This window comes from Nonomuraea sp. NPDC000554 (assembly GCF_040300065.1).
Classification (GTDB): Bacteria; Actinomycetota; Actinomycetes; order Streptosporangiales; family Streptosporangiaceae; genus Nonomuraea.
In genome coordinates this window covers 1-25,590 of record NZ_JBEPDC010000050.1, presented here as the reverse complement: position 1 = coordinate 25,590, position 25,590 = coordinate 1, and the positions used below count along the sequence as shown (strand labels likewise).

The 25,590-nt window shown below is 68.8% G+C and carries 20 protein-coding genes; 11 read left to right on the top strand and 9 right to left on the bottom strand.

Annotated features, from left to right (window positions below):
• Window positions 1-60 precede the first annotated feature (60 nt).
• Together ABT294_RS49370 and ABT294_RS49365 are read left to right on the top strand one after the other, a co-directional pair.
• The gene (locus tag ABT294_RS49370; RefSeq protein ID WP_350813487.1) at window positions 61-1,848 is read left to right on the top strand and encodes a glycoside hydrolase family 15 protein; all 1,788 of its coding nucleotides are present in this window, start codon (window positions 61-63) and stop codon (window positions 1,846-1,848) included.
• A 151-nt stretch (window positions 1,849-1,999) separates the two neighbouring features.
• Window positions 2,000-2,698 (top strand): 4a-hydroxytetrahydrobiopterin dehydratase, encoded by a 699-nt coding sequence (locus ABT294_RS49365; RefSeq protein ID WP_350813486.1) that lies wholly within the window; start codon window positions 2,000-2,002, stop codon window positions 2,696-2,698.
• A gap of 19 nt (window positions 2,699-2,717) precedes the next feature.
• On the opposite strand, the gene ABT294_RS49360 is transcribed toward ABT294_RS49365, so the two are convergent.
• The 3 genes from ABT294_RS49360 to ABT294_RS49350 all read right to left on the bottom strand — a co-directional run bounded on the left by ABT294_RS49360 (window position 2,718) and on the right by ABT294_RS49350 (window position 7,391).
• On the bottom strand, window positions 2,718-3,254 hold the full coding sequence (locus ABT294_RS49360; RefSeq protein ID WP_350813507.1) for a pyridoxamine 5'-phosphate oxidase family protein: 537 nt from the start codon (window positions 3,252-3,254) through the stop codon (window positions 2,718-2,720).
• Between the two features lie 363 nt (window positions 3,255-3,617).
• Window positions 3,618-5,996: an Ig domain-containing protein gene (locus ABT294_RS49355; RefSeq protein ID WP_350813485.1), complete on the bottom strand. Its 2,379-nt coding sequence runs from the start codon at window positions 5,994-5,996 to the stop codon at window positions 3,618-3,620.
• A 267-nt stretch (window positions 5,997-6,263) separates the two neighbouring features.
• Window positions 6,264-7,391 carry an ROK family protein gene (locus ABT294_RS49350; RefSeq protein WP_350813484.1) on the bottom strand — a complete coding sequence of 376 codons (1,128 nt, stop codon included), beginning with the start codon at window positions 7,389-7,391 and terminating at the stop codon, window positions 6,264-6,266.
• A 75-nt stretch (window positions 7,392-7,466) separates the two neighbouring features.
• Between ABT294_RS49350 and ABT294_RS49345 the strand changes: the two genes are divergently transcribed.
• From ABT294_RS49345 to ABT294_RS49330, 4 genes are read left to right on the top strand one after another with little or no spacing between them, the layout of a single operon-like run.
• Entirely contained in the window at window positions 7,467-8,726 is a 1,260-nt protein-coding gene (locus ABT294_RS49345) for an ABC transporter substrate-binding protein (protein ID WP_350813483.1), read from the top strand.
• Window positions 8,723-9,589: a carbohydrate ABC transporter permease gene (locus ABT294_RS49340; protein ID WP_350813482.1), complete on the top strand. Its 867-nt coding sequence runs from the start codon at window positions 8,723-8,725 to the stop codon at window positions 9,587-9,589. Before ABT294_RS49345 ends, ABT294_RS49340 begins: the two co-directional genes overlap by 4 nt.
• On the top strand, window positions 9,586-10,401 hold the full coding sequence (locus tag ABT294_RS49335; protein ID WP_350813481.1) for a carbohydrate ABC transporter permease: 816 nt from the start codon (window positions 9,586-9,588) through the stop codon (window positions 10,399-10,401). Before ABT294_RS49340 ends, ABT294_RS49335 begins: the two co-directional genes overlap by 4 nt.
• Window positions 10,398-11,684, top strand: a complete 1,287-nt coding sequence (locus ABT294_RS49330) for a Gfo/Idh/MocA family protein (RefSeq protein WP_350813480.1) — start codon at window positions 10,398-10,400, stop codon at window positions 11,682-11,684. Before ABT294_RS49335 ends, ABT294_RS49330 begins: the two co-directional genes overlap by 4 nt.
• A 95-nt stretch (window positions 11,685-11,779) precedes the next feature.
• Here ABT294_RS49330 and ABT294_RS49325 read toward each other — a convergent pair whose 3' ends face one another.
• Genes ABT294_RS49325 through ABT294_RS49305 form a run of 5 tightly spaced genes read right to left on the bottom strand, consistent with a single transcriptional unit; the run spans window position 11,780 to window position 17,349 of the window.
• Complete coding sequence (locus tag ABT294_RS49325; RefSeq protein ID WP_502912245.1) at window positions 11,780-12,739, bottom strand: ABC transporter ATP-binding protein; 960 nt, start codon at window positions 12,737-12,739, stop codon at window positions 11,780-11,782.
• Window positions 12,739-13,683 carry an ABC transporter ATP-binding protein gene (locus ABT294_RS49320; RefSeq protein WP_350813479.1) on the bottom strand — a complete coding sequence of 315 codons (945 nt, stop codon included), beginning with the start codon at window positions 13,681-13,683 and terminating at the stop codon, window positions 12,739-12,741. Before ABT294_RS49320 ends, ABT294_RS49325 begins: the two co-directional genes overlap by 1 nt.
• Window positions 13,673-14,665, bottom strand: coding sequence for an ABC transporter permease (locus ABT294_RS49315; protein ID WP_350813478.1), 993 nt, complete (start codon window positions 14,663-14,665; stop codon window positions 13,673-13,675). The genes ABT294_RS49320 and ABT294_RS49315 overlap by 11 nt, the downstream gene beginning before the upstream one ends.
• Entirely contained in the window at window positions 14,662-15,621 is a 960-nt protein-coding gene (locus ABT294_RS49310) for an ABC transporter permease (RefSeq protein ID WP_350813477.1), read from the bottom strand. Before ABT294_RS49310 ends, ABT294_RS49315 begins: the two co-directional genes overlap by 4 nt.
• An 18-nt stretch (window positions 15,622-15,639) precedes the next feature.
• Window positions 15,640-17,349: an ABC transporter substrate-binding protein gene (locus ABT294_RS49305; protein ID WP_350813476.1), complete on the bottom strand. Its 1,710-nt coding sequence runs from the start codon at window positions 17,347-17,349 to the stop codon at window positions 15,640-15,642.
• 207 nt (window positions 17,350-17,556) lie between these two features.
• Here ABT294_RS49305 and ABT294_RS49300 point away from each other — a divergent pair, with 207 nt between their 5' ends.
• From ABT294_RS49300 to ABT294_RS49290, 3 genes are all read left to right on the top strand, one after another.
• Entirely contained in the window at window positions 17,557-19,881 is a 2,325-nt protein-coding gene (locus tag ABT294_RS49300; protein WP_350813475.1) for an immune inhibitor A domain-containing protein, read from the top strand.
• A gap of 91 nt (window positions 19,882-19,972) precedes the next feature.
• Window positions 19,973-22,033 (top strand): S9 family peptidase, encoded by a 2,061-nt coding sequence (locus ABT294_RS49295; RefSeq protein ID WP_350813474.1) that lies wholly within the window; start codon window positions 19,973-19,975, stop codon window positions 22,031-22,033.
• A gap of 334 nt (window positions 22,034-22,367) precedes the next feature.
• The gene (locus ABT294_RS49290; RefSeq protein WP_350813473.1) at window positions 22,368-22,847 is read left to right on the top strand and encodes a hypothetical protein; all 480 of its coding nucleotides are present in this window, start codon (window positions 22,368-22,370) and stop codon (window positions 22,845-22,847) included.
• A gap of 162 nt (window positions 22,848-23,009) precedes the next feature.
• Here ABT294_RS49290 and ABT294_RS49285 read toward each other — a convergent pair whose 3' ends face one another.
• A complete protein-coding gene (locus ABT294_RS49285) occupies window positions 23,010-23,189 on the bottom strand; it encodes a hypothetical protein (RefSeq protein ID WP_350813472.1) in 180 nt (59 codons plus the stop codon).
• A gap of 464 nt (window positions 23,190-23,653) precedes the next feature.
• On the opposite strand from ABT294_RS49285, the gene ABT294_RS49280 reads away from it, so the two are divergent.
• Both ABT294_RS49280 and ABT294_RS49275 read left to right on the top strand, forming a co-directional pair.
• Entirely contained in the window at window positions 23,654-24,685 is a 1,032-nt protein-coding gene (locus ABT294_RS49280; protein ID WP_350813471.1) for a 2,5-dihydroxypyridine 5,6-dioxygenase NicX family protein, read from the top strand.
• A 19-nt stretch (window positions 24,686-24,704) separates the two neighbouring features.
• Window positions 24,705-25,457 carry a maleate cis-trans isomerase family protein gene (locus ABT294_RS49275; protein WP_350813470.1) on the top strand — a complete coding sequence of 251 codons (753 nt, stop codon included), beginning with the start codon at window positions 24,705-24,707 and terminating at the stop codon, window positions 25,455-25,457.
• Window positions 25,458-25,590: the final 133 nt, after the last annotated feature.

Genomic DNA, 25,590 nt, shown 5'->3' with positions numbered 1-25,590 from the left:
GATCCCGCGCACCGCCACCGCCGAACGTGACCGCCTGGCCGGACCGACGGGAGTGATCGCATGCGGATCGAGGATTACGCCCTGATCGGCGACATGCACACGGCGGGCCTGGTGGCGCGCGACGGTTCGATCGACTGGTTGTGCGTGCCCCGCTTCGACTCGCCGGCCTGTTTCGCCGCGCTGCTGGGCGGGCCGCAGAACGGTCGCTGGCTGCTGGCCCCGGCCGGCCGCCGGTCGTGCTCGGCCCGCCGCTACCGCGAGGACACGCTGATCCTGGAGACGACCTGGGACTGCGATGGCGGGAGCGTGCGCGTCCTCGACTTCATGCCCCAGCGCGGGCAGGCGCCCGACGTGGTGCGGATCGTCGAGGGCGTGCGCGGACGGGTCGAGATGCGCAGCGAGCTGATGCTGCGCTTCGACTACGGGCACGTCATACCGTGGCTTCGACACGAGGACGGCCAACTCGGCGCGATCGCCGGACCTGACGCCGCCTGGCTGCGCACCCCTGTCGAGCTGCGCACCGACGCGGAGACCCACTGCACCACCGCCGCCTTCGCCGTCAGCGCGGGCGACCGGGTGCCGTTCGTCCTGACCTGGCAGCATTCGTGGCTGCCGCGCCCCGACCCGGTCGACGCGATGGCCGCCCTGACGGACACCGAACGCATGTGGCGGGACTGGATGCGCGGCTGTGCGTACCGGGGCGGCTATGACGAGGCCGTCCGTCGCAGCCTGCTCACCCTCAAGGCCCTCACCTACGCCCCCACCGGCGGCATCGTCGCCGCCCCGACCACCTCCCTGCCGGAGCGGTCCGGCGGGACGCGTAACTGGGACTACCGCTACTGCTGGCTGCGCGACGCCTCGTTCACCCTGCGGGCCCTGATGTCGGCCGGGTTCGACGCCGAAGCCAGGGCGTGGCGCGACTGGCTGCTGCGCGCCGTCGCCGGGCACCCCCGCGACCTGCAGATCATGTACTCCGTCGAAGGCGCCCGCCGCCTCCCCGAGTGGACCGTCGACTGGCTGCCCGGCTACGAGAACTCGCTGCCGGTGCGTGTCGGCAACGCCGCCTCCGGCCAGTTCCAGCTCGACGTCTACGGTGAGACGCTCAACTGCCTCCACCTGGCCAGGCAGGTGGGCCTGGCCATCAGCGAGGAAGCCTGGGACCTGCAGCAGATCATGATGGACCACCTCGAGGGCGCCTGGCATCAACCCGACAGCGGGGTGTGGGAGACGCGCGGCCCCCACCGCCACTTCGTCCACTCCAAGATCCTCGCCTGGGTCGCCGCCGATCGCATGATCCAAGGCGTCCGCACGTTCGACCTGAACGGCGACGTCGAGCGCTGGCAGGCGCTGCGCGAGCGCATCCACCGCGACGTGTGCGCCCACGGCTACGACCCCGCCCGCAACACCTTCACCCAGTACTACGGCTCCATGGGCCTGGACGCCGCCCTCCTGCTCATCCCGCGCCTCGGCTTCCTGCCGCCCCACGACCCGCGCGTCGCCGGCACCGTGGACGCCATCGTGCGGGAGCTGGCCGAAGACGGCCTGCTGCTGCGCTACCGTCCCGACAGCAACGGCGTGGAGGGCCTGCCCGACAGCGAGGGCACATTCCTGGCCTGCTCCTTCTGGCTGGCCGACGCCCTCACCCTGCTCGGCCGGCGCCAGGAGGCGCGCCAACAGTTCGACAGGCTCCTCGGCCTGCGCAACGACGTCGGACTGCTCGCCGAGGAGTACGACATCACCGACCGCCGCCAGATGGGCAACTTTCCCCAGGCCTACAGCCACGTCTCGATCATCAACACCGCGACCACACTCGCCCAGGGCCAGGCCGAACGAGCCGGATCCCGGTGATCTCCACGATCAGAGGAGCCCTCAGCCGTAGCTCGGACCGCCGGCGGGAAACGCGGCGCACCGGTCCGGTCCCTGCGAAGCGCGAAAGACCGGTCACGGTGTGGCGGCGAGCGGTGTGCGGCACGTGCGCCCAAGGCCCTACGGTGAGCGCATGACCCATGTTGAGGACAAGATCGAGCGGATCAGGCCACAGGAGTTCCATGAGACCGTCGGTCTTGAGGATTGGCGTGTGCTGGGCGAGGGAGCGTGCGCGTACTTCCGCACCGGCTCGTTCACCGTCGGCGCCCGGTTCGTGCAGGAGATCAGCGAGCTGACCGGTCTCGGGGGTGGTCACCCCGACATCGACCTGCGGAATGAGGGCGTGACTGTACGGCTGATCACGGTCACGGACGACTACTACGGGCTGACCGAGCGGCACGTCGAGCTGGCGCGGCAGATCTCGGCGGTGGCCCGCAAGCTGGGCATCCTTGCGGAACCGTCCGCAGTGCAGACCGTCCAGGTCACCATCGATGCCCTTGTCGGTCCCGAGGTGGTGGCGTTCTGGCGTGCCCTGCTGGGCTACCAGGACCGCGCCGGCAGCCCTGAGGATCTGATCGACCCGCACCGTCGCGGGGCGCCGTTCTACTTCCAGCAGATGGACGCGCCGCGTGCGCAGCGCAACCGGGTCCACGTCGACGTCTGGGTGCCGTACGACCATGCCGAGGCGCGGATCGCGGCGGCGATCGCTGCCGGCGGCCGCCTGGTTTCGGACGCCTACGCGCCGTCGCACTGGGTGCTGGCCGACCCCGAGGGCAACGAGGCCTGCGTCGGCGCGGCCGGCTGGACCGGGCCCGAACCCAGCCGGCCATGAGGGCCATCGCCGGACGAGATCATCTCACCGGTTGAGCGCTCTCCTGCCGCACATCCGGATCATCGGCTGCGAACAGTCCGTCGGCTACGGCCGAGCCCTGGCGTGCCAGCACCAGATCTTCGACGGCCTTGGGGAGGGTGGTCTCAAAGTCCAGCAGTTTCGCCCAGTCCGGCTCGATGGTGATGAGGACCATCTGGTCGTACAGGGCGCGCACCCCCTGCTGCCAGCCCTCGAAATGCTCGGCCGGGGTCACCTTCCGCGCCGCCTCGACGTAGGCGTCCGGCACCCCGTCGACCAGCTCGACCCGCGCCGCGCCGCGGATCAGCAGCACCCGGGGCGGCCATTGGCCCTGCGTGTCGATGGTGAGCGCCACCCTGGGATTCTGCCGCAGCGCCCGAACCTTCGCCGACTTCGGCACGGTGGCCATGACCACATGCTCGCCGGTCCAGAGGAACGCGATCGGGATCACCCGAGGCTCGCCGTCGACGCCGGCATAGGCCAGCCGCGCCGGGATCGACGACGCCAGCAACTCCTGCGAGATCGGCTTGGCCAACACCTCGAATACGTCTTGGCGGTTCATGTCCTTCTCCCTTGTCTCTGGTCGCGCCACCCTGGCGCAGTCATGAGTCAGACGGAGCCGACCGCGCGTTCTCGACATGCCCGCCGGCTGGAGTTGCCCAGCCGGGTCGGGAGTTCACCATCACGTCGACCCGAGCGAATGTCCCAAGGGATCACGACCTCGCTAGGTGGTCATGGGTTGTCCCGTGAAGCGTTGACGCAGCGTGTTTCCGCCGGTTGCCGGTCATCGCCATGAGGGCGGCACCGGGGATCCCTCCGGCGCCGCCCCGGCAGATGCGCACGTCATCCGGGCCGCGCCAAGGGCCGCATGCCGCCCTCGCTGCTTCACATGGAGACCTCGTCAGGGGCGTACGGCCAGCTCGTAGGTGGCCGTGGCCGCGGGCAGGCCGTTCGTGCTGGTCGCGGTGATGGTGAAGGTGGCCCGCTCGGTCCGGCGCGGCTTGCCGACGATGCCGCCGGTGTCCTGGTTGAGGGTCAGCCCCCTGGGCAGGGCGCCGGAGGTCACCTCGTACCGGATCGTGGCCGGGGTGTTGGTGGTCACCCTCGCCTCATACAGCTGGTGCAGGGTCGCCGCGGGGAGTTGTTCGGCCCGCAGCTGCGGGGTCGGGGTCGCGACGCTCTGGGGTGCGCCGATCGGGTTGCCGCCCGCGTCGAGTTCCTGCAACGACCATTCCCTGCCGGGAGTGACGACTGTGAGGTGCCAGTTGGTCGACTGGTCGCGGAAGCGCGCCTTCTGCGTCTCGGTGAAGGCGCCGAGGTTGCGGGCGGTCTCCCACTGCTTGATCGCATCGAGCACCCGCTTGCCGTTCTCGCCGCCCGCGTTGAGGCTGGACACCGAGGTCTGGAATCCTGCGCCCGCGTTCAGGCCGGCGCCCCGCGCCAGCTTGCTCTCGACGCTCAGCAGGCTTTCCGAACCGCGCAGGCTGATCCAGCCGAGCATGCCGGGCAGGAAGTTGGCCCGGTAGTACTCGTTGTTGATGAACACCTGGTTCATGGTGGTGACTCCCACCTCGCCCCAGCTTGCCCTGGTGAGGGCGTCCCAGGTGTTGGACGTCATGCGGCTGGTCTCGGTGATGTAGCCGTCCTTGGCCCGGGTCCGTGCGTAGGTTCCGTTCACCAGGCGGGCCTGACCGTAGGAGCCCCAGCCGGACTCCGAGGCGGACTCCACCCCGTCGTAGGAGTTGGACATGATGCCCGTGCTGTTCCAGGTGGTGGACAGGCGGGTGGCGATCTCGTCGATGATGCCCAGGCCGCCGATGGCCCCGTTGTACGAGTTGACGAGGACGCGCGCGGCGCGGTCGCCCGCGGGGTGTGCGGCGGCGGCCGACCCCCACTGGGCGCGACGCAGCCCCGACACGACCCATTCGTCGCCGACCTGCTGAACCGAGCCGTAGCCGACGAACTCGTCGCCGATGCGCAGCAGCGTGTTGTACACCCCGGCGGCGAACGGCGCGCGGGAGTCCACGTACAGCGTGGTGTCGCCGGGCGCCAGCGGGCGGGTCAGCGCGGCGCGGGCGCCGGTCGCGATCCGCGCGTCGGCGGGCTGCGGCGTGACGTAGCGGTCGTTGGTGCTGATGAAGTCGGAGATGGTGTGCACCCCGACCCGGACGCCGTTGGACTTGGCCAGCTCCACCGCCGCCGCGGCGCCCGCGTCGCTGCCGCCCAGGCTGGAGTTGAACTGGTAGTGGCCGGTCGTCTGCCACGGCCCGACCGCGTTGGGCAGGGAGTAGACGTATCCGATCCCTGCCGTCTTGGCGGCGTCGGCCGCCGCGGGAATGGTGTCGGTGCGCAGATCGCTGAGGACGAGGAAGGACTGGCTGCTGGCCTGGGCGGTCTTCTGCCACTGCCCGTTCTGCGTCGGGTACGGCAGGCCCTCCCCCTTGGAGATGTTCGACAGCACGGTCGGCGTCAGCTCCGGCGAGGCGCCGAAAAGCGCGATCTTGGAACCGACGACCTTGCCGGTATCGCCGGGCAGCGGGCCGACGGGGATGGGGTACCCGTTCACCGTCTGCCGCTCGCGCTCCTTGGTGTAGTCGTAGGTGAAGGCGCGCAGCACCGAGCCCCACCCGGTCCTGCCCGCCGCGCTCCACTCCTCCAGCGCGGCCACCTGCAGGTTGGACGGGTTGTCGGCCACCTCGCTCTCCCAGCCGAGCTGCTGGTATTCCTGTGGCCAGGCGCCCTCGGTCCGGTCGTTCAACGGCCGCAGCCCGATCGCGAACGCGTTGTCGCGGACCACGCCGACCGTCTCACCGATGGTCTGCGTGATGGCGGTCGGCAGCGGGCCCCACAGCAGGGTCCGCACGTCCGCACCCGCCGGCGCCTCGGCCCGGACGACCTCGAACGTCGTGTAACCGGCCTTGCTCTCGACCTTGACGCCGACCTCGACGCCCGCCTCCTCATTGCTGAAGGTCAGCCGGCCTCGATCGGCCTTGACCTTGGTGGGCCGCACCTCCCTGCCGTCGATCACCAGGCTGACCAGCGAGGCGGACCTGCCGGCCGCCAGGTGGTCGGCTCCGGTCCGGGAGTCCACCAGCCCGACGACCGTCCCGGCGGAGTCGAGCTCGATCATCAGATATCCGGCCGCGATGCCGAGGGTTGGGCGGGAAGCGACCGCGGCTGCTCCCCGTGCGGTGCTCGCCGAGGCGGGATGCACCGTGCCCAGGGCCAGCGCCAGCGCGCCGACCGTGACTGCCGCGCCTAACCGTCCTGCTGTACGCACACCTTCTCCCTCCCGCCCGACAAGGGCGGCTCTGACCTCCATAATAATTTGGTAGGTCATTTAATAATTAGGCATGTGGGCGGCAGTCTTACAGAGAGCGATCACCCCGTCAAGGCCCCACTCCCCCGGCCATATAGCTACAAACCGCTACAAAAAGGACCCCCTGATGACCTGGCGAGGTCATCAGGGGGTTGAAGATCACCGGCGTGGGCTCGGCCGCGCCGACCGGCGACGGCCCGCTCTACCGGGTGCGGATCGGCTGAGGCCTCAGACCTCGAACAGCTCGCGCTGGACGTGATCCAGCGCGAGGCGGACCGCGCCCAGGGCGACCGACTCCGAGCCCAGCGTCGAGGCCTCGACACGGACGGGGAACAGGCAGATCTCGGCCAGCTCCTCCCGCAGCGGCTCGGCGAGCAGCTCCCCCGCTCCCGACATGCCGCCACCCAGGACAACCAGCTCGGGGTCCATGGTGAGCACGGCGGCGCCGACGCCCTTTGCCAGGTCACGGGCGAACGCGCGGACCACGGCGATGGCCTCGGGGTCGCCCTGCCGCACCGCGCCGAAGACCCGCTCGGCCGAGCCGCCGCCGTCCTGGGGGCCGTCGTCGGCGTAGGCCAGGAAGCGGTCGAACGCGGTGTACCAGCCGAAGGCGCGCATCACGCCGATCTCCCCCGCCGCGCCGTTGCGGCCATAGTGCAGGCGGCCACCGATGAGCAGCCCGGCGGCGATGCTGCGGCCGACCAGGATGCACAGCACGTCGTCGACGTTCTGGGCGACGCCACGCCAGTGCTCGGCCAGCGCGGCCAGGTTGGTGTCGTTGCCGACCAGGACCGGACCGGCGGACAGGCCCTCAAGGGCCCCGGCGAGGTCGAGCCCGGCCCAGCCTGGAAGCCGGTCGCTGACGACCACCTTGCCCGCGACGGGATCGACCACGCCGGTGCTGGCCACACCCAGCGCACGCACGTTCTCCACGGGCACGCCGAGGTGACGGAGGCTGCGGCGGACGACCGCCCGGGCGGTGGCCACCCGCTCGGCCGGGGGCGCCGACGGGCTCACCGCGGACCTGCGCGTGTCGAGGATGCGGCCCTTGAGGTCGGTGGTCATCGCGAGCACCTTGTGCGGGCCGACGTCCAGGCCGACGATACGGCCGGCTTCGGCTCGAAAGCGGTAACGCTTGGCCGGGCGGCCAACCGGCCGGGCGTCGCCCAGCTTGGGCAGGATCTCCTCGACGAGGTCGGTCACGCCCGCGATGACGTCCTCCACCGTGGCGCGGGAGATCGAGGTCGCCTTCACCAGCTCGGTGAGCGTCATCTCGTCGGCATCGTAGAGAGCGCGCAGCACGGCGGCGGAGTTGAGGCGGCGCAGCAGCGCGGGATCCTGTCCGGTCAAGGTCACGAATCCATGATAGGGCATTGCGAATTATTTGATGTCCCACTAAAAATATTCAGGAACATCGAGAGAGGACCCCAGGTGAAGAAGGTCGTTGCCGTGTCCGTCGCCGCGCTGGCGCTCGCCGCATGCGCGCCCGCGGGCAGCCAGCAGCCCACATCGACGGGTGGGAAGAAGGAGATCACCTTCCTCACGTTCGAGACGCCGAACCTGCCGCCCGCGCTGTGGGACGCGCAGATCAAGCGGATCACGGACAAGCATCCGGACATCGTGGTGAAGAAGCTCGTGGCGCCCAGCGCCGGGGAGCGCAACGCCTATGCCAAGCAGTTGCTGGCCTCCGGGCAGTTGCCGGATGTGATGGCCGCGATCGCGCCCGACGGCCTGGCCGAGGGCGGCAACCTGTACGCCTGGAGCGAGCAAGAGCTGGTCACGTACGACTTCCCGCACTCCAACCCGCTGGGCGGCAAGATCTACCAGCTGCCGTACAACTCCCAGCCGATACCGCTGGTCTACTACAACAAGAAGCTGTTCGCCGACGCCGGCATCAGCGCGCCGCCGAAGACCTACGCCGAGCTGCTGGACGACGGCGCCAAGCTCAAGGCCAAGGGGATCAACCCGTTCGTGGCGGGCGGCGGCGGCAAGGACGCCTTCGCGGCCGGATACATCTGGATCGCCCTGGTGGGCGCCGACGTCTACGGCCAGCAGCCGGACTTCCTGGTCAAGCGCAGAAAGGGCGAGGTGAAGTTCGCCGATCCGATCTTCGTCAAGGCCACCCAGAAGTTCGCCGACCTGGTCAAGAAGGGCTACATCGACAAGGCCGGGCTGAGCCGCGACTACCCCTCGACCGAGAAGGCGTTCATGGACGGCAAGGGCGCCATGTACCCGATGGGGTCGTGGTTCGCCGCCACCAAGCCGCCCTTCGACGTGGGGGTGTTCGCCTGGCCGACCGACGACGGGAAGGTCGTGGTGCCCGCCTACACCGGCGGCGGCCCGGTCGTGAACGCGCACTCCAAGAACCTGGAGGCCGCCAAGACGTTCGCCCTGGAGTTCAACCAGAACGCCGCCAACAACGACGAGTCCGTCAAGTCCGACGCCGCCATCATCGCGATCAAGGGCTACCAACCGCCCCAGATGGGGCCGCTGTACAACGACACGCTGAAGGTGTTCAAGTCCGGTCAGGTGGTCAACGCCTTCACCGTCGAGACTGGCGACGACGCGCTGCTGCCCGGCGTCTCCGACAAGGTGTTCGCGCTGGCGCAGGAGATCATCGCCGGCAAGACGGACGGCGCGGGCGCGGCCAAGGTTCTGGACGAGGAGTGGGTCAGGGCGGGCGGGCAGTGAGCCACGCGAGGAACCGCCTGCCGTACCTCCTGAGCTTCGTGGCGCCCGGCGTGCTGGTCTACGCCTGCTTCGTGATGGCGCCGATCGCACTCAGCTTCGGCTACAGCCTGACCAACGCCAGCCTGCTCCTCCCCCAGACCCGCTTCGTCGGGATCTCCAACTATGTCCAGCTTCTTCATGACAGCACCTTCCTGCAGTCGCTGAAGGTCACCACGATTCTCACGCTGATCGTGGTGATCGTGCCGAACGTCGCAGGGGTCGGCGTCGCCCTCCTGCTGGATCGCAGGGGCTGGCTCTACAACGCGCTGCGCAGCGTCTTCTTCGTCCCGGTCGTGCTGAGCTCGGTCGTGGTCAGCGTGGTCTGGATGTCCATGCTCCAGGACGACGGGCTGATCAACCAGCTGCTCGGAATCCGCGTGGGCTGGCTGTCGGACCCGGATCTCGCCCTCTACTCCATCGGGCTGATCATGAGCTGGCAGATGCTGGGCTTCTGCTCGGTGATCTACCTGGCCGCCCTGCAGGGAGTCCCGCAGTCGCTGCACGAGGCCGCCGCCATCGACGGCGCCGGGCCGTGGACCCGCTTCCGCAAGGTCACCTGGCCGTTGCTGGCCCCGGCGTTGACCACCAACACGGTGATGCTGCTGATCACCGGCTTCAAGGCCTACGACCACGTCCAGGTGCTGACGGCCGGCGGCCCCGGCCTGGGCACCACCGCGACGGTGGCCTTCAACGTCATCCAGGTCGGCTTCACCGCCAACCGCACCGGCGAGTCGTCGGCGATGGCGATCCTCATGCTGGTGATCATCGCGACCGTCTCCGGACTGGTCCTGCGCCTGCTCAACCGCCGGGAGGTGAACCTGTGAGGGCGCTTCGCCCCATCGCGGCCATCGTCGTGGCGAGCGCGTTCTTCCTGCCGCTCTACCTGGTCGTGGCCAACGTCTTCAAGCATGGCCCCGACATCACCGCCTCCCCGGCAGCGCTGCCGATCCCGCCGACCCTGGACAACCTCACCCAGGCGCTCACCCGCCCGGACGGCCTGTTCTGGAACGGCCTGATCAACAGCGTGACCGTGACGCTGGCCTCGATCGTGCTGCTGACGCTGGTCTCGGCGATGCTGGGCCACTACGTCTGCCGCACTCACTCGCGCTTCGGGCGCATCACGCTGTTGGTGCTGCTGGCAGGGCTGATGATCCCGCCGCAGGTGATCTTGGTTCCGGTCACGCAGGTCCTCAACCTCACCCACCTGATGGGCACGATCAGCGGGCTCGTGCTGTTCAACGTCGGCTACTACGTGCCGTTCGGAGTCTTCGTCTTCTCCGGCTTCATCCGCTCGATCCCGGTCGAGCTGGAGGAGGCGGCCTCCATCGACGGCGCCGGCAAGATGGGCACGTTCTGGCGGGTGGTCTTCCCGCTGCTGCGCCCGGCCACCGCCAGCGTGCTGATCTTCCTGGGCGTGTGGATCTGGAACGACTTCCTCAACCCGTTGATCATTCTCGGCCCCGCCGGAGGCACCACGGTCACCGTGGGTGTCTACCGGTCGCTGGGCCAGTTCCAGCGGGACTACGGCGGCATGTTCGGGCTGATGGTGCTGTCCGCGCTGCCGATCCTCATCTTCTATCTGCTGCTGCAGAAGCAATTCGTCAAGGGACTCACCGGGGGAGCTGTCAAAGGATGATCAACCTGAGGGACCATGTCGGGGAGGCCCTCGACCGGCCGATCACGCTGGCCGTCGTGGGGGCGGGCGCCCGCGGCTCCGCCTACGCCGACCTGGCCGCCCGCCGGCCTGCACAGGCTCGGGTGGTCGCGGTCGCCGAACCTCGCGCCGCTGCGCGCCGCGACGTCGCGGGACGGCATGCCGTCCCGGACAACCAGGTCTTCGAGGACTGGAAGGACCTGGCGGCCCTCGGCAGGATCGCGGACGCGGTGATCATCGCCACGCTCGACTCCGACCACCTGGAACCCACCGAAGTCTTCGCCACCCAGGGCTACGACATCCTGCTCGAGAAGCCGATCGCGCCGGTGGAGCGCGAGGTCGTGGCCGTCGGCGAGGCCGCTGCCAGGACCGGTGCCACGATCGCGGTCTGCCACGTGATGCGGTATACGCCCTACACCACGGCACTCCGGGCGATGTTGCCGGACATCGGCGACCTCGTGAGCGTGGAGCATCTGGAGCCGATCGGCTGGTATCACTTCGCGCACTCGTTCGTGCGGGGCAACTGGCGGCGCGAGGACGAGACGACGTTCGCGCTGCTGGCCAAGTCCTGCCACGACCTGGACTGGCTCGGCTATGTCATCGGCCGGCCGGTCGAGCGGGTCTCGTCGTTCGGCGGCCTGCGTCACTTCAGGGCGGAGAACAAGCCAGACGGGGCGACCGATCGCTGCCTGACCTGCCCGGTCGACTCGTCCTGCCCCTACTCCGCCGTCCGGATGTATCGCGAGGGGCTCCATGCCGGGACGGGACCCAAGAACTACTTCACCCGCGTGATGACCGAGAACGTCCTCACCGAGGAGGCCGTGACGCGGGCGCTGGCCGAGGGCCCCTACGGCCGGTGCGTCTACGCCAGCGACAACGACGTGGTCGACCACCAGGTCGTCAACCTCGAGTATGAGGGCGGCATCACCACCTCGTTCACGATGACCGCGTTCACTCCGCTGGAGAACCGGCACACCAAGTTCTTCGGCACCCGTGGCCAACTGACCGGCGACGGCCGCTATATCACCATTTATGACTTTTTGTCGGAGAGAAGCACGACCATCGATACCTCCGCCGACGGCTCCAGCGCCGCCGAGGGCCACGCCGGTGGCGACTCGGCGCTCGTCGAGTCCTTCGTCACCGCGCTGCACGAGGGCCGGCCGGAGCTGATCCTTTCCGGCATCCAGGAGAGTGTCGAGAGTCACCTGGTCGTCTTCGCCGCCGAACGCTCCCGCCGAACCGGACAGACCATCACCTTGGTCTGACGTCCGACGGCCGACGAAGTCCCGGGAGGGAATCGATGCCTCAGCTCGGAGCTGGGCCGTTCTCTCCCGGCTCTACCGGGAGAGAACGGCCTGGCTCAATCGGGAAAGTGACAGGCGACGTGCCGCTTCTCGTGGATCCGCAGCACCGGGCTCTCCTGCGCGCAGAGCGGGGCGGCCTTCGGGCAACGAGGATGAAAGGTACAGCCGGAGGGCGGTTTCGCCGGAGAGGGCAGATCTCCGCGCAGCACAACGCGCTCCCTCTTGCGCTCGATCTTCGGATCGGGCACGGGCACGGCCGAGAGCAGGGCCTTCGTATAGGGATGAGCGGGATGCCGGTAGACCTCGTGCTTATCCCCGATCTCCACGATCCGGCCCAGATACATCACCGCGACCCGATCGCTCACCCGGCGCACGACGGACAGGTCGTGGGCGATGAAGACGTAGGTCAGCCCGAGTTCGCGTTGAAGCTCCTCCATCAGGTTGACGATCTGCGCCTGTACGGAGACGTCCAGCGCCGACACCGGCTCGTCGGCGATGACCAGCTTGGGCCGGGTGGCCAGGGCCCGCGCGATGCCGATGCGCTGGGCCTGGCCGCCGGAGAACTCGTGCGGGTAGCGGTCGATGTGCTCCGGGATCAGGCCGACCAGGTCCAGCAGTTCCTTCACCTTCGCGCGCACCCCTGAGACGCCCTGGACGACCAGCGGGTTCGCGATGATCTGGCCGACAGTCTGCCTGGGGTTCAGCGACGAGTACGGATCCTGAAAAATCATCTGAAGGTCGCGGCGGAGCGGGCGCATCTCCCCCTGGCTCACGTGGGTGATGTCCCTGCCCTCGAAGGTGATCGAGCCGGCGGTGGGTTCCAGCAGCCGCACGATCATGCGGCCTGTCGTGGACTTGCCGCAGCCGGACTCCCCGACCAGGCCGAGCGTCTCGCCCTGCCGTACCTCGAAGGAGACTCCGTCGACCGCCCGTACCGCGAGGTCGCGGCGGCGGGCGAAGGGGACTTTGAGGGGGAAGCTCATGCGCAGGTCGGATACCCGCAGCAGGTCGTCCATCAGAGGCTCCCAAGGTGACAGGCGGCGAGGTGGCCGGGAGACGTCTGGGTGAGGAGCGGCAGGTCCCGCTCGCAGACCTCCATACGCTGCGGGCATCGGGGGTGGAACGGGCAGCCGGGCGGCGGTGCCAGCAACGACGGCGGGGAGCCCGGGATCGTGCGCATGGGCGTGTCGTCGTCTTCGTCCAGGCGGGGCAGCGAGTCGAGGAGACCTCGGGTGTAGGGGTGCCGGAACCTGTCGAAGATCTCGTCGGCGGAGGCCTGCTCGGCGACGCGCCCGCCGTACATGACCAGCACCTCGTCGGCGACCCGCGCCACCACGCCGAGGTCGTGGGTGATCAGGACGACCGCGAGCCCGCGATCGTCCTGGATCTTCTTTATCAGTTCGAGGATCTGGGCCTGGACGGTCACGTCGAGCGCGGTCGTCGGCTCGTCCGCGATGAGCAGGTCCGGCTCGCAGGCCAGGGCCATCGCGATCATCACCCGCTGGCGCATGCCCCCGGAGAACTGGTGGGGGTAATCCCCCACCCGGTCCTTCGGTGACGCGATGCCGACCTCGGCGAGCATCTCCACCGCCCGTGCCCTGGCGGCCCGGCGCGAGGCCCCGAAGTGGAGCCGGTAGGCCTCGGCGATCTGCTCGCCCACGGTGTAGTGCGGGTGGAGCGACGACAACGGATCCTGGAAGATCATCGCCATCCGGCGGCCCCGCAGCCTGCGGAGACTCTCCGGCGAGGCCCCCACGAGCTGCTGCCCGTCGAAGAGGATCTCCCCGGAGACCTCGGCCCCCCGATGCAGGCCCATGACGGCGAGGCTGGTGACTGATTTGCCGGAACCAGACTCGCCGACGATGCCGAGCGTGCGGCCCTTGTCCAGGCAGAAGCCGACGTTCTCGACCGCCCGCAGGCCCCCGAAGGCCACCCCGAGGCCGTTGATTTCAAGCAGCATGTCTCACCCTGGGGTCCACGATGCCGTAGAGCAGGTCCACGACCAGGTTGGCGATGACGATGAAGAACGCGGCGAGCAGCGTCGTGCCGAGCACCACCGGGTGGTCCTGGGCGGTGATGCTGTTCACGGTGAGCTTGCCGATGCCGGGCAGGCCGAAGATGGACTCGGTGATGATCGCGCCGCCCATCAGTCCGCCGAGGTCCATGCCGAAGATGGTCACGATCGGGGTGAGCGCGGCCCGGAGCCCGTGCTTGACCACGACGGTGCGCTCGTGCAGGCCCTTGGAGCGGGCGGTGCGGATGTACGGCTCACCCATCGTCTCGATCATGGAGGAGCGACTCTGCCTGGCGTACATGGCGGCGGACAGGACCGCCAGCGCGATCCAGGCGAGCACCAGATTCTGCGCCCAGGTCAGCGGGCCCTCACCGAATGGGGTGTAGCCCGGGTACGGCATCAGTTGCAGCACCTGGACCACCACGAAGAGGAGCATCGGCCCGACGAAGTAGATGGGCAGGGCCGCCGCGGCGACGGTCGACACGACCAGCGTCCGGTCCAGCAGGGTGTCCTTGCGCAGGGCCGAGACGACGCCGACGCTCAGCCCGCCGATCAGCCAGAGCGTGGCGGCCCCGACGGCCAGGGAGAAGGTCACGGGCAGGCTCTCCAGGAGGAGGTCCCAGACCGGCTGACCGCTCTGCCAGGAGTAGCCGAGGCAGGGGAAGCCGCATTCGATCGCGTACTGGCCGGTGCCCAGGGTGCGCCCGGCGAAGATGCCGGTCACGTAGTCGAAGAACTGGGTGAGAAGCGGCTGGTCCAGGCCCATCTGGTTGCGGATCTCGGCGATCCGCTCCGGGGAGCAGCTCTTGCCGCAGGCGGTGACGGCCGGGTCGGTGGGCAGCAGGTAGAAGATGGCGAAGGTCACCGCGCAGATCACCAGCAGGACGCCGGCGACCGCGGCCAGCCGGCGCGCGAGGTAAATGATCATTTGCGGGCGCCCTTGGGGTCGATGGCGTCCCTGAGCCCGTCGCCCAGCAGGCTGAACCCCAGGACGACGAGGAACAGGCACAGGCTGGGAACGACGAAGTACATCGGGTCGACCTGGTAGTACGTCACCGCGTTGGAGAGCATCTCCCCCCACGAGGGCGTAGGGGGCCGGATCCCGATACCGAGGAAAGACAGCGCCGCCTCGGCGCTGATCAGCCCGGGGACGAGCAGCGTCGCGTAGGCGATGATCGGCCCGGAGACGTTGGGCAGGATCTCCTTCAGCAGGATCCGGTAGTCGCGGGCGCCGCTGGTCCTCGCCGCGTCCACGAACTCCCGTCGCTTGACCGAGAGCGTCTCGCCTCTGACGATGCGCGCGATTCCCGGCCAGCTGAAGAATCCGATCACGCCAATGAGCAGGACGATCCGGTTGACGTCCGGGGTCACCGCCATGATGGCGATCATGAAGATCAGACCGGGGAAGGACATCAGCAGGTCGGTGAGCCGGCTGATCATCGCGTCGACCCAGCCGCCGAAGTAGCCGGCCGCGATGCCGAAGAACGTGCCGAGCGCCATCACGACCACCGCGCTGGTGAAGGCGATGAACAGGGACACCCGGGCGCCCTGGACGATCCGGCTGAAGATGTCCCTGCCGCTGACCGGCTCGACGCCGAGCCAGTGCTCGGTGCCGATCCCGCCCAGGGCCCCCCTGGGGATCCCGGCGAGGTTGGCGTCGATGGCGGTGCTGTCGGGCTGGGCGGGATCCCAGCCGCTCAGCGCGGTGAGCAGCGGGGCCGCCAGGGCGACGACGAGGAAGAAGATCACGATACCGAGGCCGGTCATCGCGGCACGGTTCGTGCGAAGACGGTCAAGGACGAGCCCCCACGGGGAACGCCCTGCCGGGGCGGCGGAGTCTCGCGCCGGCCCGGCCGTCTCCGCTGCGTCGAGCGGAGTCTTCATGCGTGTCCTCTTACTGGGTTACTGGGAAAGGCTCGGGTTCTTCAGGCCGATCACGCCGAGATCGGGGTTGCCCTCCCAGATCGGGTGGCCTACGGCGCCCGCGACGTTCGAGCCGAACAGGTTGTTCTGCTTGGCCCACTGGTACGGCACGGCGGGCGACTTCGACATGATCAGGTCCTCGAGGCCGAGCCAGGCCTTGTTCGCGGCCTCGGCGTCGGACATCGCGTTGATCTCATCGATCTTGGCCATGACCTCCTTGTCCTTGAAGAAGGAGTAGTTGCCGCCGGCGGAGTTCGCGGTGATCGTGCGGCCGTCGAAGATGATCGGCAGGAAGGTCGAGCCCGACGGGTAGTCGGGGCACCAGCCGCCGATCTGGATGTCCGGCGCCTTGGCGGGATCGCTGGTGATGCCGCTGACGGCCGAGGCCTCGACCAGGTCGATCTGCATGTCGATGCCGACCCGCTTGAGCGCGGTCTGAAGCGCCTCCGCTCCCTGCTTGCCACCGTTGGACGTCACCAGTTTGACCTTCAGGCCGCCGGTGACTCCGGCCTCGGCGAGCAGGGACTTGGCCTTCTCCACGTCCCCGGTCGGCGGGATGTGGAGGATGTCGCGCTTCACGCCGCCGGTGAGGCCGGGCGGCAGGATGGCGCCCGCGATCTCGGCGACCTGGGGGCCGCCCGAGGTCGTCTGCAACGCCTCCTTGTCGACGGCGTACTGCACGGCCATGCGGACCTTCGGGTTGTCGAAGGGGGCGCGCGAGGTGTTCAGGTACAGCAGGCCCGTGCAGCCGTCCACCGAGCTGACCATCCGCTTCTGGACCTGCGGGTTGGTCAGGACCTTGGGCAGGCTGGCGAGCGCGACGTCGACGTAGCCCACCGCCGAGCGGTCAGGCCCCTGGTCGGCGATGAGCCGGGTGTCGATGGTCCCGCCGCCCACCGTCTGCTTGACGACGATCTTGTCGGGATAGGCCTTGCGCACCTCGTCGGTGGCGGGGTCCCAGTGCTGGTTGCGGACCAGGATCAGCTCGGCCTTGCGCTGATACTTCTCGATCTTGTACGGCCCCGAGGAGAAGGGGCGGCTGTCGTAGTCGACGCCCTTGTCCTGCGCCTGCGGCACAGGCGCGAACGTCGGCAGCGTCACCGTCTCTCCGAACTCCGCCACCGGGCGTTTGAGCTTGAAGATGATCGTCTTGTCGTCCGGGGTCTCGATCGAGGGCAGGTGCTCGCCCTTGAGCGGACCCTTGTACTTCTCCCCTCCCGCGAGGTAGAGGATCGCGTAGTTCGGACCGCCGGGCAGCTCCGGAGAATATGAACGTTCAACGTTATATTTGATGTCCTGCGCCTTGATGGGCGTTCCGTCCTCGTATTTCACGCCGTCCTTGAGGGTGAACTTCCAGACCTTGCCTCCCTCGGAGGGCGTGCCGAGGTCGGTGGCCAGGTCGGGCACGATCTCCGCGCTGCCCGCCTTGTAGGTGGTCAGCGTGCGATAGAGGAGCCGCGTGCCGAAGCCCATGTCCCGCATGGTCCAGTTGCGCGTGGGGTCGAGATGCACGAAGTCCTGATTGGACAGGATGTAGAGGGTTCCGCCCTTGACCGGCCCTCCGCCCGAGGTCGCGGCCCCCTCGGCGTTGTTCTTACCCGAAGTCCCCCCGCCGGAGCAGGCGGCGAGCCCGAGCACGAGCGTGGTGGCGAGCGCGAGCAGGCGTCCGCCGCCCTTGGTTCCAGCCATATGTCACCCCAGTGGATCGCTTGAACGATCGAAGTGACCCGTAACATAATAATGTGAAATAGCACAAGCAAGTGGCGTTACCGACTCGTAGCCTGCGAGTTTCGATCGCTCAAATCCACCCCTTCCGTAGATCACTAGCATGTGACATATTACGCGCGACCACCCGTGCGGCCGGGGATCCGGCCCATGACGGAAGGAACCCCCCGCGTGCGTAAGCTCACCGCCATGCTCGCAATCGGGCTGGCCGGAACGGTCCTGGGCGTCTCGGCGCCCGGACTCGCCTCCGCCGATCCGAAACCGACGCCCACCCCCTCGACGAAGGTCACCGCCACCCCGCCGGGCGAGGGACGTCACCAGGAGGACGTCCTCAACCCGATCGCCCTGCAGGAGCGTGCCCTGCGAGACAAGGCCATGGAGCAGGTGCTCTCCGAACCCAAGGTGAGCGCGCGAGCCTCAGGCAGCGTGAAGGTCGGCAACCAGTACGTCGAGCGCGCCCTCGAACGCAAGGACAAGATCTTCACCGTCCTCGCCGAGTTCGGCGACAAGATCGACAACCAGACGTTGCACAACGGGCAGATCCGCTACGGCGGCGTGCCCGGCCCGCTGCACAACCAGATCCCGAGACCGCAGCGAAGCTACGACAACCACACCCTCTGGCAGCGGGACTTCAACCGGGCCTACTACCAGGACATCTACTTCAACAACGCAGAGGGCGCCAACTCGCTGCGCAACTTCTACCGACTGCAGTCCGCGGGCCGTTACGACTTCGACGGCCACGTCTCCGACTGGGTGAAGGTCCCCTACAACGAGTCCCGGTACGGCACGCCGCGCTGTGACAGCGGTCTGGACTGCGACACCCCCCTGTTCGACTTCGTCAAGGACTCCGCCAACGCCTGGTACGACGCCGAGCGCGCCAAGGGCCGCAGCGTCGAGGACATCACGGCGCAGCTCAAGAGCTACGACGTCTGGGATCGATACGACTACGACTTCGACGGGAACTTCAACGAGCCCGACGGCTACATCGACCGTTTCCAGGTGATCCACGCCGGCGTCGACCAGACATGGGGCGGGGGCGCGCAGGGCGCCGACGCGATCTGGGCGGTCAACCACGACGCCTACTGGAACCAGCGCGGGCGCACGGGCCCCGCGGGAAACCTGCGCGGCGGCACCCAGATCGGCGACACCGGCATCTGGGTCGGCAAGTTCCTGACCGCGGGCGAGAACAGCGGCGTCGGCCTGATCGCCCACGAGTACGGCCACGACCTGGGCCTGCCCGACCTGTATGACGGCGGCGGCACCAACAGCGTCGAGTTCTGGTCGCTCATGTCGAGCGGCTCCTACCTGAGCAAGAAGGACGGGCAGCCCGGGGAGTTCCCCGGAGACCTGGACGCGTGGAGCAAGCTGCGGCTCGGCTGGCTCAGTTATGACAGGGCCAAGGCCGCCACCGCCTCCGCCCACACCCTCGGGGTGAGCTCCTACAACACCGCCGATCCACAGGCCGTCATCGTCGACCTGCCGCCGCACACGGTCACCACCGAGCTGGTCGACCCCGCCCAGGGGGCCTTCCAGTGGTGGAGCGGCAAGGGCGACTACCTCAACGAGACGCTCACCCGCGAGCTCGACCTCACCGGGCTGACGACGGCGAAGCTCGACGCCAAGGTCTGGTACCAGATCGAGCAGGACTTCGACTATCTCTACGCCGAGGTCTCCGAGGACGGCAAGTTATGGAAACCGATCGGCGGCACCGTCGGCGGGCAGCCGATTCCCTCCGTCGACGGCGTCCCCGGGATCACCGGCCGCAGCGGCTGGACCGACCTCAGCCTCCCCTTGGACGCCTACGCGGGCAAGAAGATCCAGTTCCGGTTCCGCTACGTCACCGACACCAACACCGCCGAGAACGGTTTCCTCATCGACTCCATCACCGGCGTCGTCCAGGACGATGTCGAAGGCGGCGACAACGGCTGGACCGCCGTGGGCTTCAGCCGTACCGGAAAGATCGGCAAGAAGGACCACCCGCGCGCCTACATCGCCGAGAACCGGCGCTACGCCGGTTACGGCGCCTATCTCAAGACCGGTCCGTACAGCGCCGGCTTCTCCAACGACCCCGCCCGGCGGGAGATCTACGAGCACTACCCCTACCAGGACGGCCTGCTCGTCTGGCTGTGGGACACCTCCTACACCGACAACGCCACCCGTAGCCATGTCGGCGAGGGCATGATCCTGCCGATCGACGCCCATGCGGTGCCGCTGCTCTGGAAGGACTACACCGGGGTCAACAGCCGGATCCAGGTGTTCGACTCGCCCTTCGGGCTGACCCCGACCGACCGGGTGGTGCTGCACAAGGACGGCGCGAAGACGATCTTCCCGGCGCTGCCGGGGGTTTCCTCCTTCAACGACCACACCGGCGTCTACTGGTACAGCACCAATCCCCAGCAGGGCGTCATCCCGCCCGACACCAACACCAGGATCGACGTGGTGAAGGAAGCGAACAACGGCCTGCGAACCACCATCAAGGTGGGTCCGGCCTCCTGAAGCAGCCGGGTCCGCCGCACTCCACGGCCCCCAGGCCCGCGACGGACCCGGCCACTCGCGACATGCCACGTACTGTGATATGTCACACTTTATGGACTTTCTCTCTTTAAGCGCCAGAACCGGGCGCTTCACCTATGGCTCCCCTCGCGCGCTGACCGTCTCCCCCGACGGCTCGCTCGTGCTGTTCCTGCGTTCCACCGGTCCAGAGGACCCGATCGAACGGCTGTGGGCGATGGACGTCGCCACCGGCACCGAGCGGCTGCTGGCCGACCCCGCGGCCATCGGCGCCGACGGCCGCGGCGACCTGCCGCCGGAGGAACGCGCCCTGCGCGAGCGCCTGCGCCTGTGGGCCCCGGGAATCGGCTCCTACTCCACCGACGCGGACTGCTCGGTCGCGGTGTTCACCCTGGGCGGGCGGTTGTTCACGACCGACGTCGCCACGGCTCAGACCGAGGAGCTTCCCGTGGCCGGGCCCGCGTTCGACCCGCGCGTCTCGGCGGGCAGGATCGCTTACGTGGCCGCCGGACGGCTGCACGTGCTCGACGGTCGTCACAGCCGGGTCCTCGCTTCGGAGCCCCACGTCACCTGGGGTGTCGCGGAGTTCGCCGCCGCGGAGGAACTCGGGCGGCACCGCGGCCACTGGTGGTCACCCGACGGCTCCGCACTCCTGGCCACCCGGGTGGACGAGAGACACATACCGGGCCGCCACCTGGCCGACCCCGCCCATCCGGAACGTTCCACGCCGACGGCGCCCTATCCCCAGGCGGGCGGGCCCAACGCGAGTGTCGAGTTGCACCTCCTCGGGCTGGACGGCTTCCGGACCCAGATCCTTTGGAACGCCACCCGGTTCCCCTATCTGTCCGACGTGGACTGGAGCGAACCCGGCCGGCCGATGATCACGGTGCTGGACCGGCTCCAGCAGAACGGCCTTCTCCTGACCGTCGACCCGGTCACCGGCGCCACCTCGCCCCTGCTGGAACTGTCCGATCCGCGCTGGATCGAGAACGTCCCCGGCACGCCCGCGATCCTTCCCGACGGCCGGGTGCTGACGACCGTGGAATCGGGCGGCACCCGCGCCCTCGCCCTGGACGGCACCGTGATCACACCGCCGTCGCTGTACGTCCGCAAGGTGGCCGGGTGGCACGGCGACGACCTGCTGATCGAGGCCGGCGAGAGCGAGCCCGCCGAGCAGCACGTCTACCGCCTGCGAACCGACCGCACGCTGGTCAGGATCACCCACGGGCAGGCGGTGCACAGCGTGCTGTGCGGCGGCCCGACGATCCTGGTCACCGGCGGATCGCTGGAAACCATGCGGAACTCCAGGATCGTGTACGGCGAGAGCGCCACGACGGAGGTGCGCGACCTGTCGGCGGCGCCGCCCTACCGGCCGCGTCCGATCCTGGAGCGCGTGACCCGGCATGGCCTGCCCGCCAGCGTGCTCTACCCCAGCGAGCACGTGGCGGGGGAGAAGCTCCCGGTGCTGGTGGACGTGTACGGCGGGCCGGGGTATCAGGCGATCGGTTTGGAGCCGGGCCGGTGGATCCGCAAACAGTGGTGGGCCGACCAGGGCTTCGCCGTGGTGACGATCGACAACCGGGGCACGCCGAACGTGTCGGCCGACTTCGACCGGGCGATGTTCCGCAGGTTCTCGCAGGTGGTTCTGGACGACCAGGTCGACGGTCTGCTGGAGCTGGCGGTCAAGCATCCCGACCTGGACATCTCCAGGGTCGGCGTGCGCGGCTGGTCGTTCGGCGGGTATTTCGCCGCGCTGGCCGTACTCCGGCGGCCCGACATCTATCACGCGGCCTGCGCGGGCGCCCCGCCCACCGACTTCCGCTGGTACGACACCGCCTACACCGAGCGCTATCTCGGCCTGCCGTCGGAGAACCCCGACGGGTACGAGGCCGACTCGCTGATCTCCGACGCGCCCGGGTTGCGCAGGCCGTTGCTGCTCATCCACGGGCTGGCCGACGACAACGTCTATCCCCTGCACACCTTGCGGCTGTCGGACGCGCTCACCAGGGCCGGGCGGCCGCACTCCACGCTCCTGCTGCCCGGGGTGAGCCATATGACGCCGGACGGCGTGGCCGAGAACCTGATGGCCGTCGAACTGGACTTCCTTCGCCGCAACCTTGAATGTGAACGTTCATAACAGAAGCTGCTGACCCGCCTCCAGCATCCAGGGCTTCACGATGAGTCTCGGCAGTTCCACCCGTCCCCACGCGATCGCCACGGGGGCCTCGTGACCGTCACCACCGAATACTGATTTTCCGCACCGTCCGGTGCGGTTCGAGCGCGGCCTTCGCACTCGGACTGCACCGGACTTATGGCTGTCTATCCCATTTTCCCAGTTTTGGACTGTCCGATTAGAACGCTCCAATTTTTCCCGTTGATTCTTATTTAGTTTGCCCAATCGCCATGTCATGTGTGACATACTACTGATGTGTGCGGCACGGGGTCGCACGCGATCAACGGAGGGGAAATCGTTGAAGCAGATCGTCAAGCGTGGAGCCGCAGTACTCGCCGCAGGCGTGGCAGTGGCGGGGGCACTCGCGGTGAGCAGCCCGGCATCCGCCGCCACGGCTACGACCACCTGCAGTGACCGCGTCCTGATCGCGGGTCTGCTCACCAAGGCCTGCGTGGACGTCACTGGCACCCAGGCGCGGTTCTACGGCACCGTCGGCGCTGCCGGCATCTCGGAGCCGGGGCCCGGCGGTGTCATCACCCCGCAGCGCGCCGAGGCGGAGGTGTCCGGCCAGGTCGTCGGCGGCCTGTTCCTCGGCGCCCGGCGGCAGTCGGTGAGCATCTGGAACAACACGGTGACCGTCGAGGGCGTCACCGAGACCATCACGTGCGGATCGACGGTTCGCGCCGAGGTCAAGCTCTCCCAGGGGCCCGTGGGTCCCGGCAGGCCCGGCTTCTCCGGCCCGGCGTCCGTCACGGTGGACGTGCCGGTCGGCTGCTGAAAATAGATAGATAGACGGTGGGGGCGCGGAACAATCGTTCCGCGCCCCCACGCGCATGCCTGCGAAAACGCCGACCAACTGCGGGAGCCTGTTCGGCGGCAAAACCCGCGTCACATCTCCTGCGATTATGCGGTGATTAGGCGTGGATGCGAGCCGGGCGGGTCAGGACGGTGTCGTGACCGAGTCGGCGGGTTGTGCCCGCGCCCCGGAGACTTCCGCGGGCTTGGACCTCACCAGCCACAGGCCGGCGAACACGGCGCCGGCCGCGACGAAGGCGCTGTTGAGACCGGCCTCGAAGGACGCGCCACCGGATTCCCGGGTGCGGACGACGGCTCCGAGCACCGCGCCGATCTGCCGGGTGGTGCTGCTGATGCCCGACGCGAGGCCTCCCTCCTGCGGGCATCCAGCCCCAGCCCGGCCAGCGCCAGGCCGATGGTGACCACGATCCGGAAGCCGTACTTGGCGGCGAACCGGCCCGCGTACGGGCTGACGATCACCATGGCGAGGGAGACGGGCAGGGTCTGCAGGCCGGCACCGGCGGATCCGGCCACGCATCGACGATCTGAGCGACCGCTTCCCGGGCTTGCTCGATCTGATCCTGCGCCTCGGTACGGCCGAGTCGTTGAACAGCGGCCTGTTGCAAGGCCGTCCCTCAACGTCTGAGAGGGTTTGCGCGCTTCACCCCTTGCGCCAGCAGACTAGTCCGTGTTCGGATTAATTCGGTCACCAGGTCCGCGCCATGTCCGGGCCTTCTCCGGCCGCGATCGTCCGTGTCCGGACTAACTCAATGTGATCATGGAGGGTCAATGGACCAGAACCTGTTGAACGAGATCTGCCTGCGCCAGCTGACGCTCAGCGGCGTGCACGAGGGTGAGACCGTGGCCGTCCTCTCGGAGGGCGCGGAACGCCTCGACTACGCCGACGCCTTCCTCTACGCCGCCCGCCGCCTCGGGGCCGCCGCCTACCACCTGCGGCTGCCCGCCCCCACCGCCGGCTCGGGCGCGTGGGCGGTCGGCGAGTCCGCGCTCGCGACCAGCCCCCAGGCCGTGGAGGCGCTCAAGCAGGCCGACATGCTCGTCGACCTGAAGTTCCTGCTGTTCAGCAAGGAGCAGTTCGCCATCCAGGAGGCGGGCACCCGAATCCTCACCGCCGTCGAGCCGGCCCCGCTGCTCGCGCGCCTCATGCCCACCCCCGAGCTGCGGGAACGGGTCGAGGCCGGAGCCGAGCTGCTCAGCAAGGCCGGCACCATGCGCATCACCAGCCCCGGCGGGACCGACGTCACCTATCGCCTCGGCGTCTACCCGACAATGAGCGAGTACGGCTACACCGACCAGCCGGGCCGCTGGGACCACTGGCCCGCCGCGTTCGTCTTCACCGGCGGCGCCGACGACGGCGTGGACGGCACCATCGTCCTCTCCCCCGGCGACGTGCTGCTGCCGTTCAACACCTACGTCCAGACCCCCGTCACGCTCACCATCGAGCAAGGGTTCATCACCGACATCCGCGGCGGGCTCGACGCCGAACTGCTGTCGTCCTACATCAGGTCCTTCGACGACCCGCGCGGCTACGGGATGTCGCACGTCGGGTGGGGGCTGGACGAGCGCGCGCACTGGCACGGCCTGACCCAGTTCCCCGGCGGGATGGGCATGGAGCTGCGCTCCTTCTACGGCAACGTGATGTTCTCCATCGGCCCCAACAACGAGCTGGGCGGGCCGAACGACACCTCGTGCCACTTCGACATCCCCATGCGCGGCTGCAGCCTCTTCCTCGACGACGAACCCGTGGTCGTGGACGGAGACGTCGTCGTGCCGGAGATGCGCCCGGCCGGACGCCGCTGACCCGCCTCGGAGGATCCCCATGACAGACCACCACATCGGCCTGATCGTCCCGAGCTCCAACCTCACCATGGAGACCGAGCTGCCGCGGATGCTGCGCGCCCGCGAGGACGCCGTGCCGGGCGACCGGTTCGTCTTCCACAGCAGCCGGGCGCGCATGCAGCACGTGACTCCCGAGCAGCTCCGCGCCATGAACGCGCAGGCTGAGCGCGCCGCCCGGGAGCTGGCCGACGCCCGCCCCGACGTGGTCACCACCGCGTGCCTGGTGGCGATCATGGCGCAGGGGCCCGGCTACCACTGCACCGCCGAGGCGTCCATCCGCGACGCCCTGCGCGCCGAGGGCTCCAAGGCGCCCGTCGTCTCCAGCGCGGGGGCGCTCCTGGCCGGGCTCGGCGCGCTGGGGGCCCGGCGGGTCGCCATCGTCACGCCGTATATGAAGCCGCTGACCCAGAAGGTCGCGGAGTACATCGAGGACGCGGGCGTCGAGGTCGTGGACGCGCTGAGCCTGGAGGTGGCCGACAACCTGGCGGTCGGCCGCCTCGACCCCCGGGGCCTGCGCGACCACTGGCGCAGGCTCGATCTGAGCCGCGCCGACGCGCTGGTGCTGTCGGCGTGCGTGCAGATGCCGTCGCTGCCGGTCATCCAGGCCGTCGAGGACGAGGCTGGGCTGCCGGTGCTCTCGGCCGCCACGGCGACCGCCTACCGCGTGCTGGCCGAACTGGGCCTGGCGACCACCGTCCCGCAGGCGGGAAGCCTGCTCAACGGCGAGTACTGAGCCGGGCGCCGGGCACGCGGAAAGGGGAGCCGGTCGGACCGGCTCCCTCCGGCGAGTGGTTCATGACCACCACGACCACGGGGGCCAGGCCGAGCAGCGCGGTGTAGACGAGGCTCTGCGGCCCGACGGTGGC

Coding starts and splice junctions, on each gene's coding strand:
- ABT294_RS49370 (WP_350813487.1), top strand. CDS start 61: ATGCGGATCGAGGATTACGCCCTGATCGGCGACATGCACACGGCGGGC.
- ABT294_RS49365 (WP_350813486.1), top strand. CDS start 2,000: ATGACCCATGTTGAGGACAAGATCGAGCGGATCAGGCCACAGGAGTTC.
- ABT294_RS49330 (WP_350813480.1), top strand. CDS start 10,398: ATGATCAACCTGAGGGACCATGTCGGGGAGGCCCTCGACCGGCCGATC.
- ABT294_RS49325 (WP_502912245.1), bottom strand. CDS start 12,739: ATGGACGACCTGCTGCGGGTATCCGACCTGCGCATGAGCTTCCCCCTC.
- ABT294_RS49320 (WP_350813479.1), bottom strand. CDS start 13,683: ATGCTGCTTGAAATCAACGGCCTCGGGGTGGCCTTCGGGGGCCTGCGG.
- ABT294_RS49315 (WP_350813478.1), bottom strand. CDS start 14,665: ATGATCATTTACCTCGCGCGCCGGCTGGCCGCGGTCGCCGGCGTCCTG.
- ABT294_RS49310 (WP_350813477.1), bottom strand. CDS start 15,621: ATGAAGACTCCGCTCGACGCAGCGGAGACGGCCGGGCCGGCGCGAGAC.
- ABT294_RS49305 (WP_350813476.1), bottom strand. CDS start 17,349: ATGGCTGGAACCAAGGGCGGCGGACGCCTGCTCGCGCTCGCCACCACG.
- ABT294_RS49295 (WP_350813474.1), top strand. CDS start 19,973: ATGGACTTTCTCTCTTTAAGCGCCAGAACCGGGCGCTTCACCTATGGC.
- ABT294_RS49280 (WP_350813471.1), top strand. CDS start 23,654: ATGGACCAGAACCTGTTGAACGAGATCTGCCTGCGCCAGCTGACGCTC.
- ABT294_RS49275 (WP_350813470.1), top strand. CDS start 24,705: ATGACAGACCACCACATCGGCCTGATCGTCCCGAGCTCCAACCTCACC.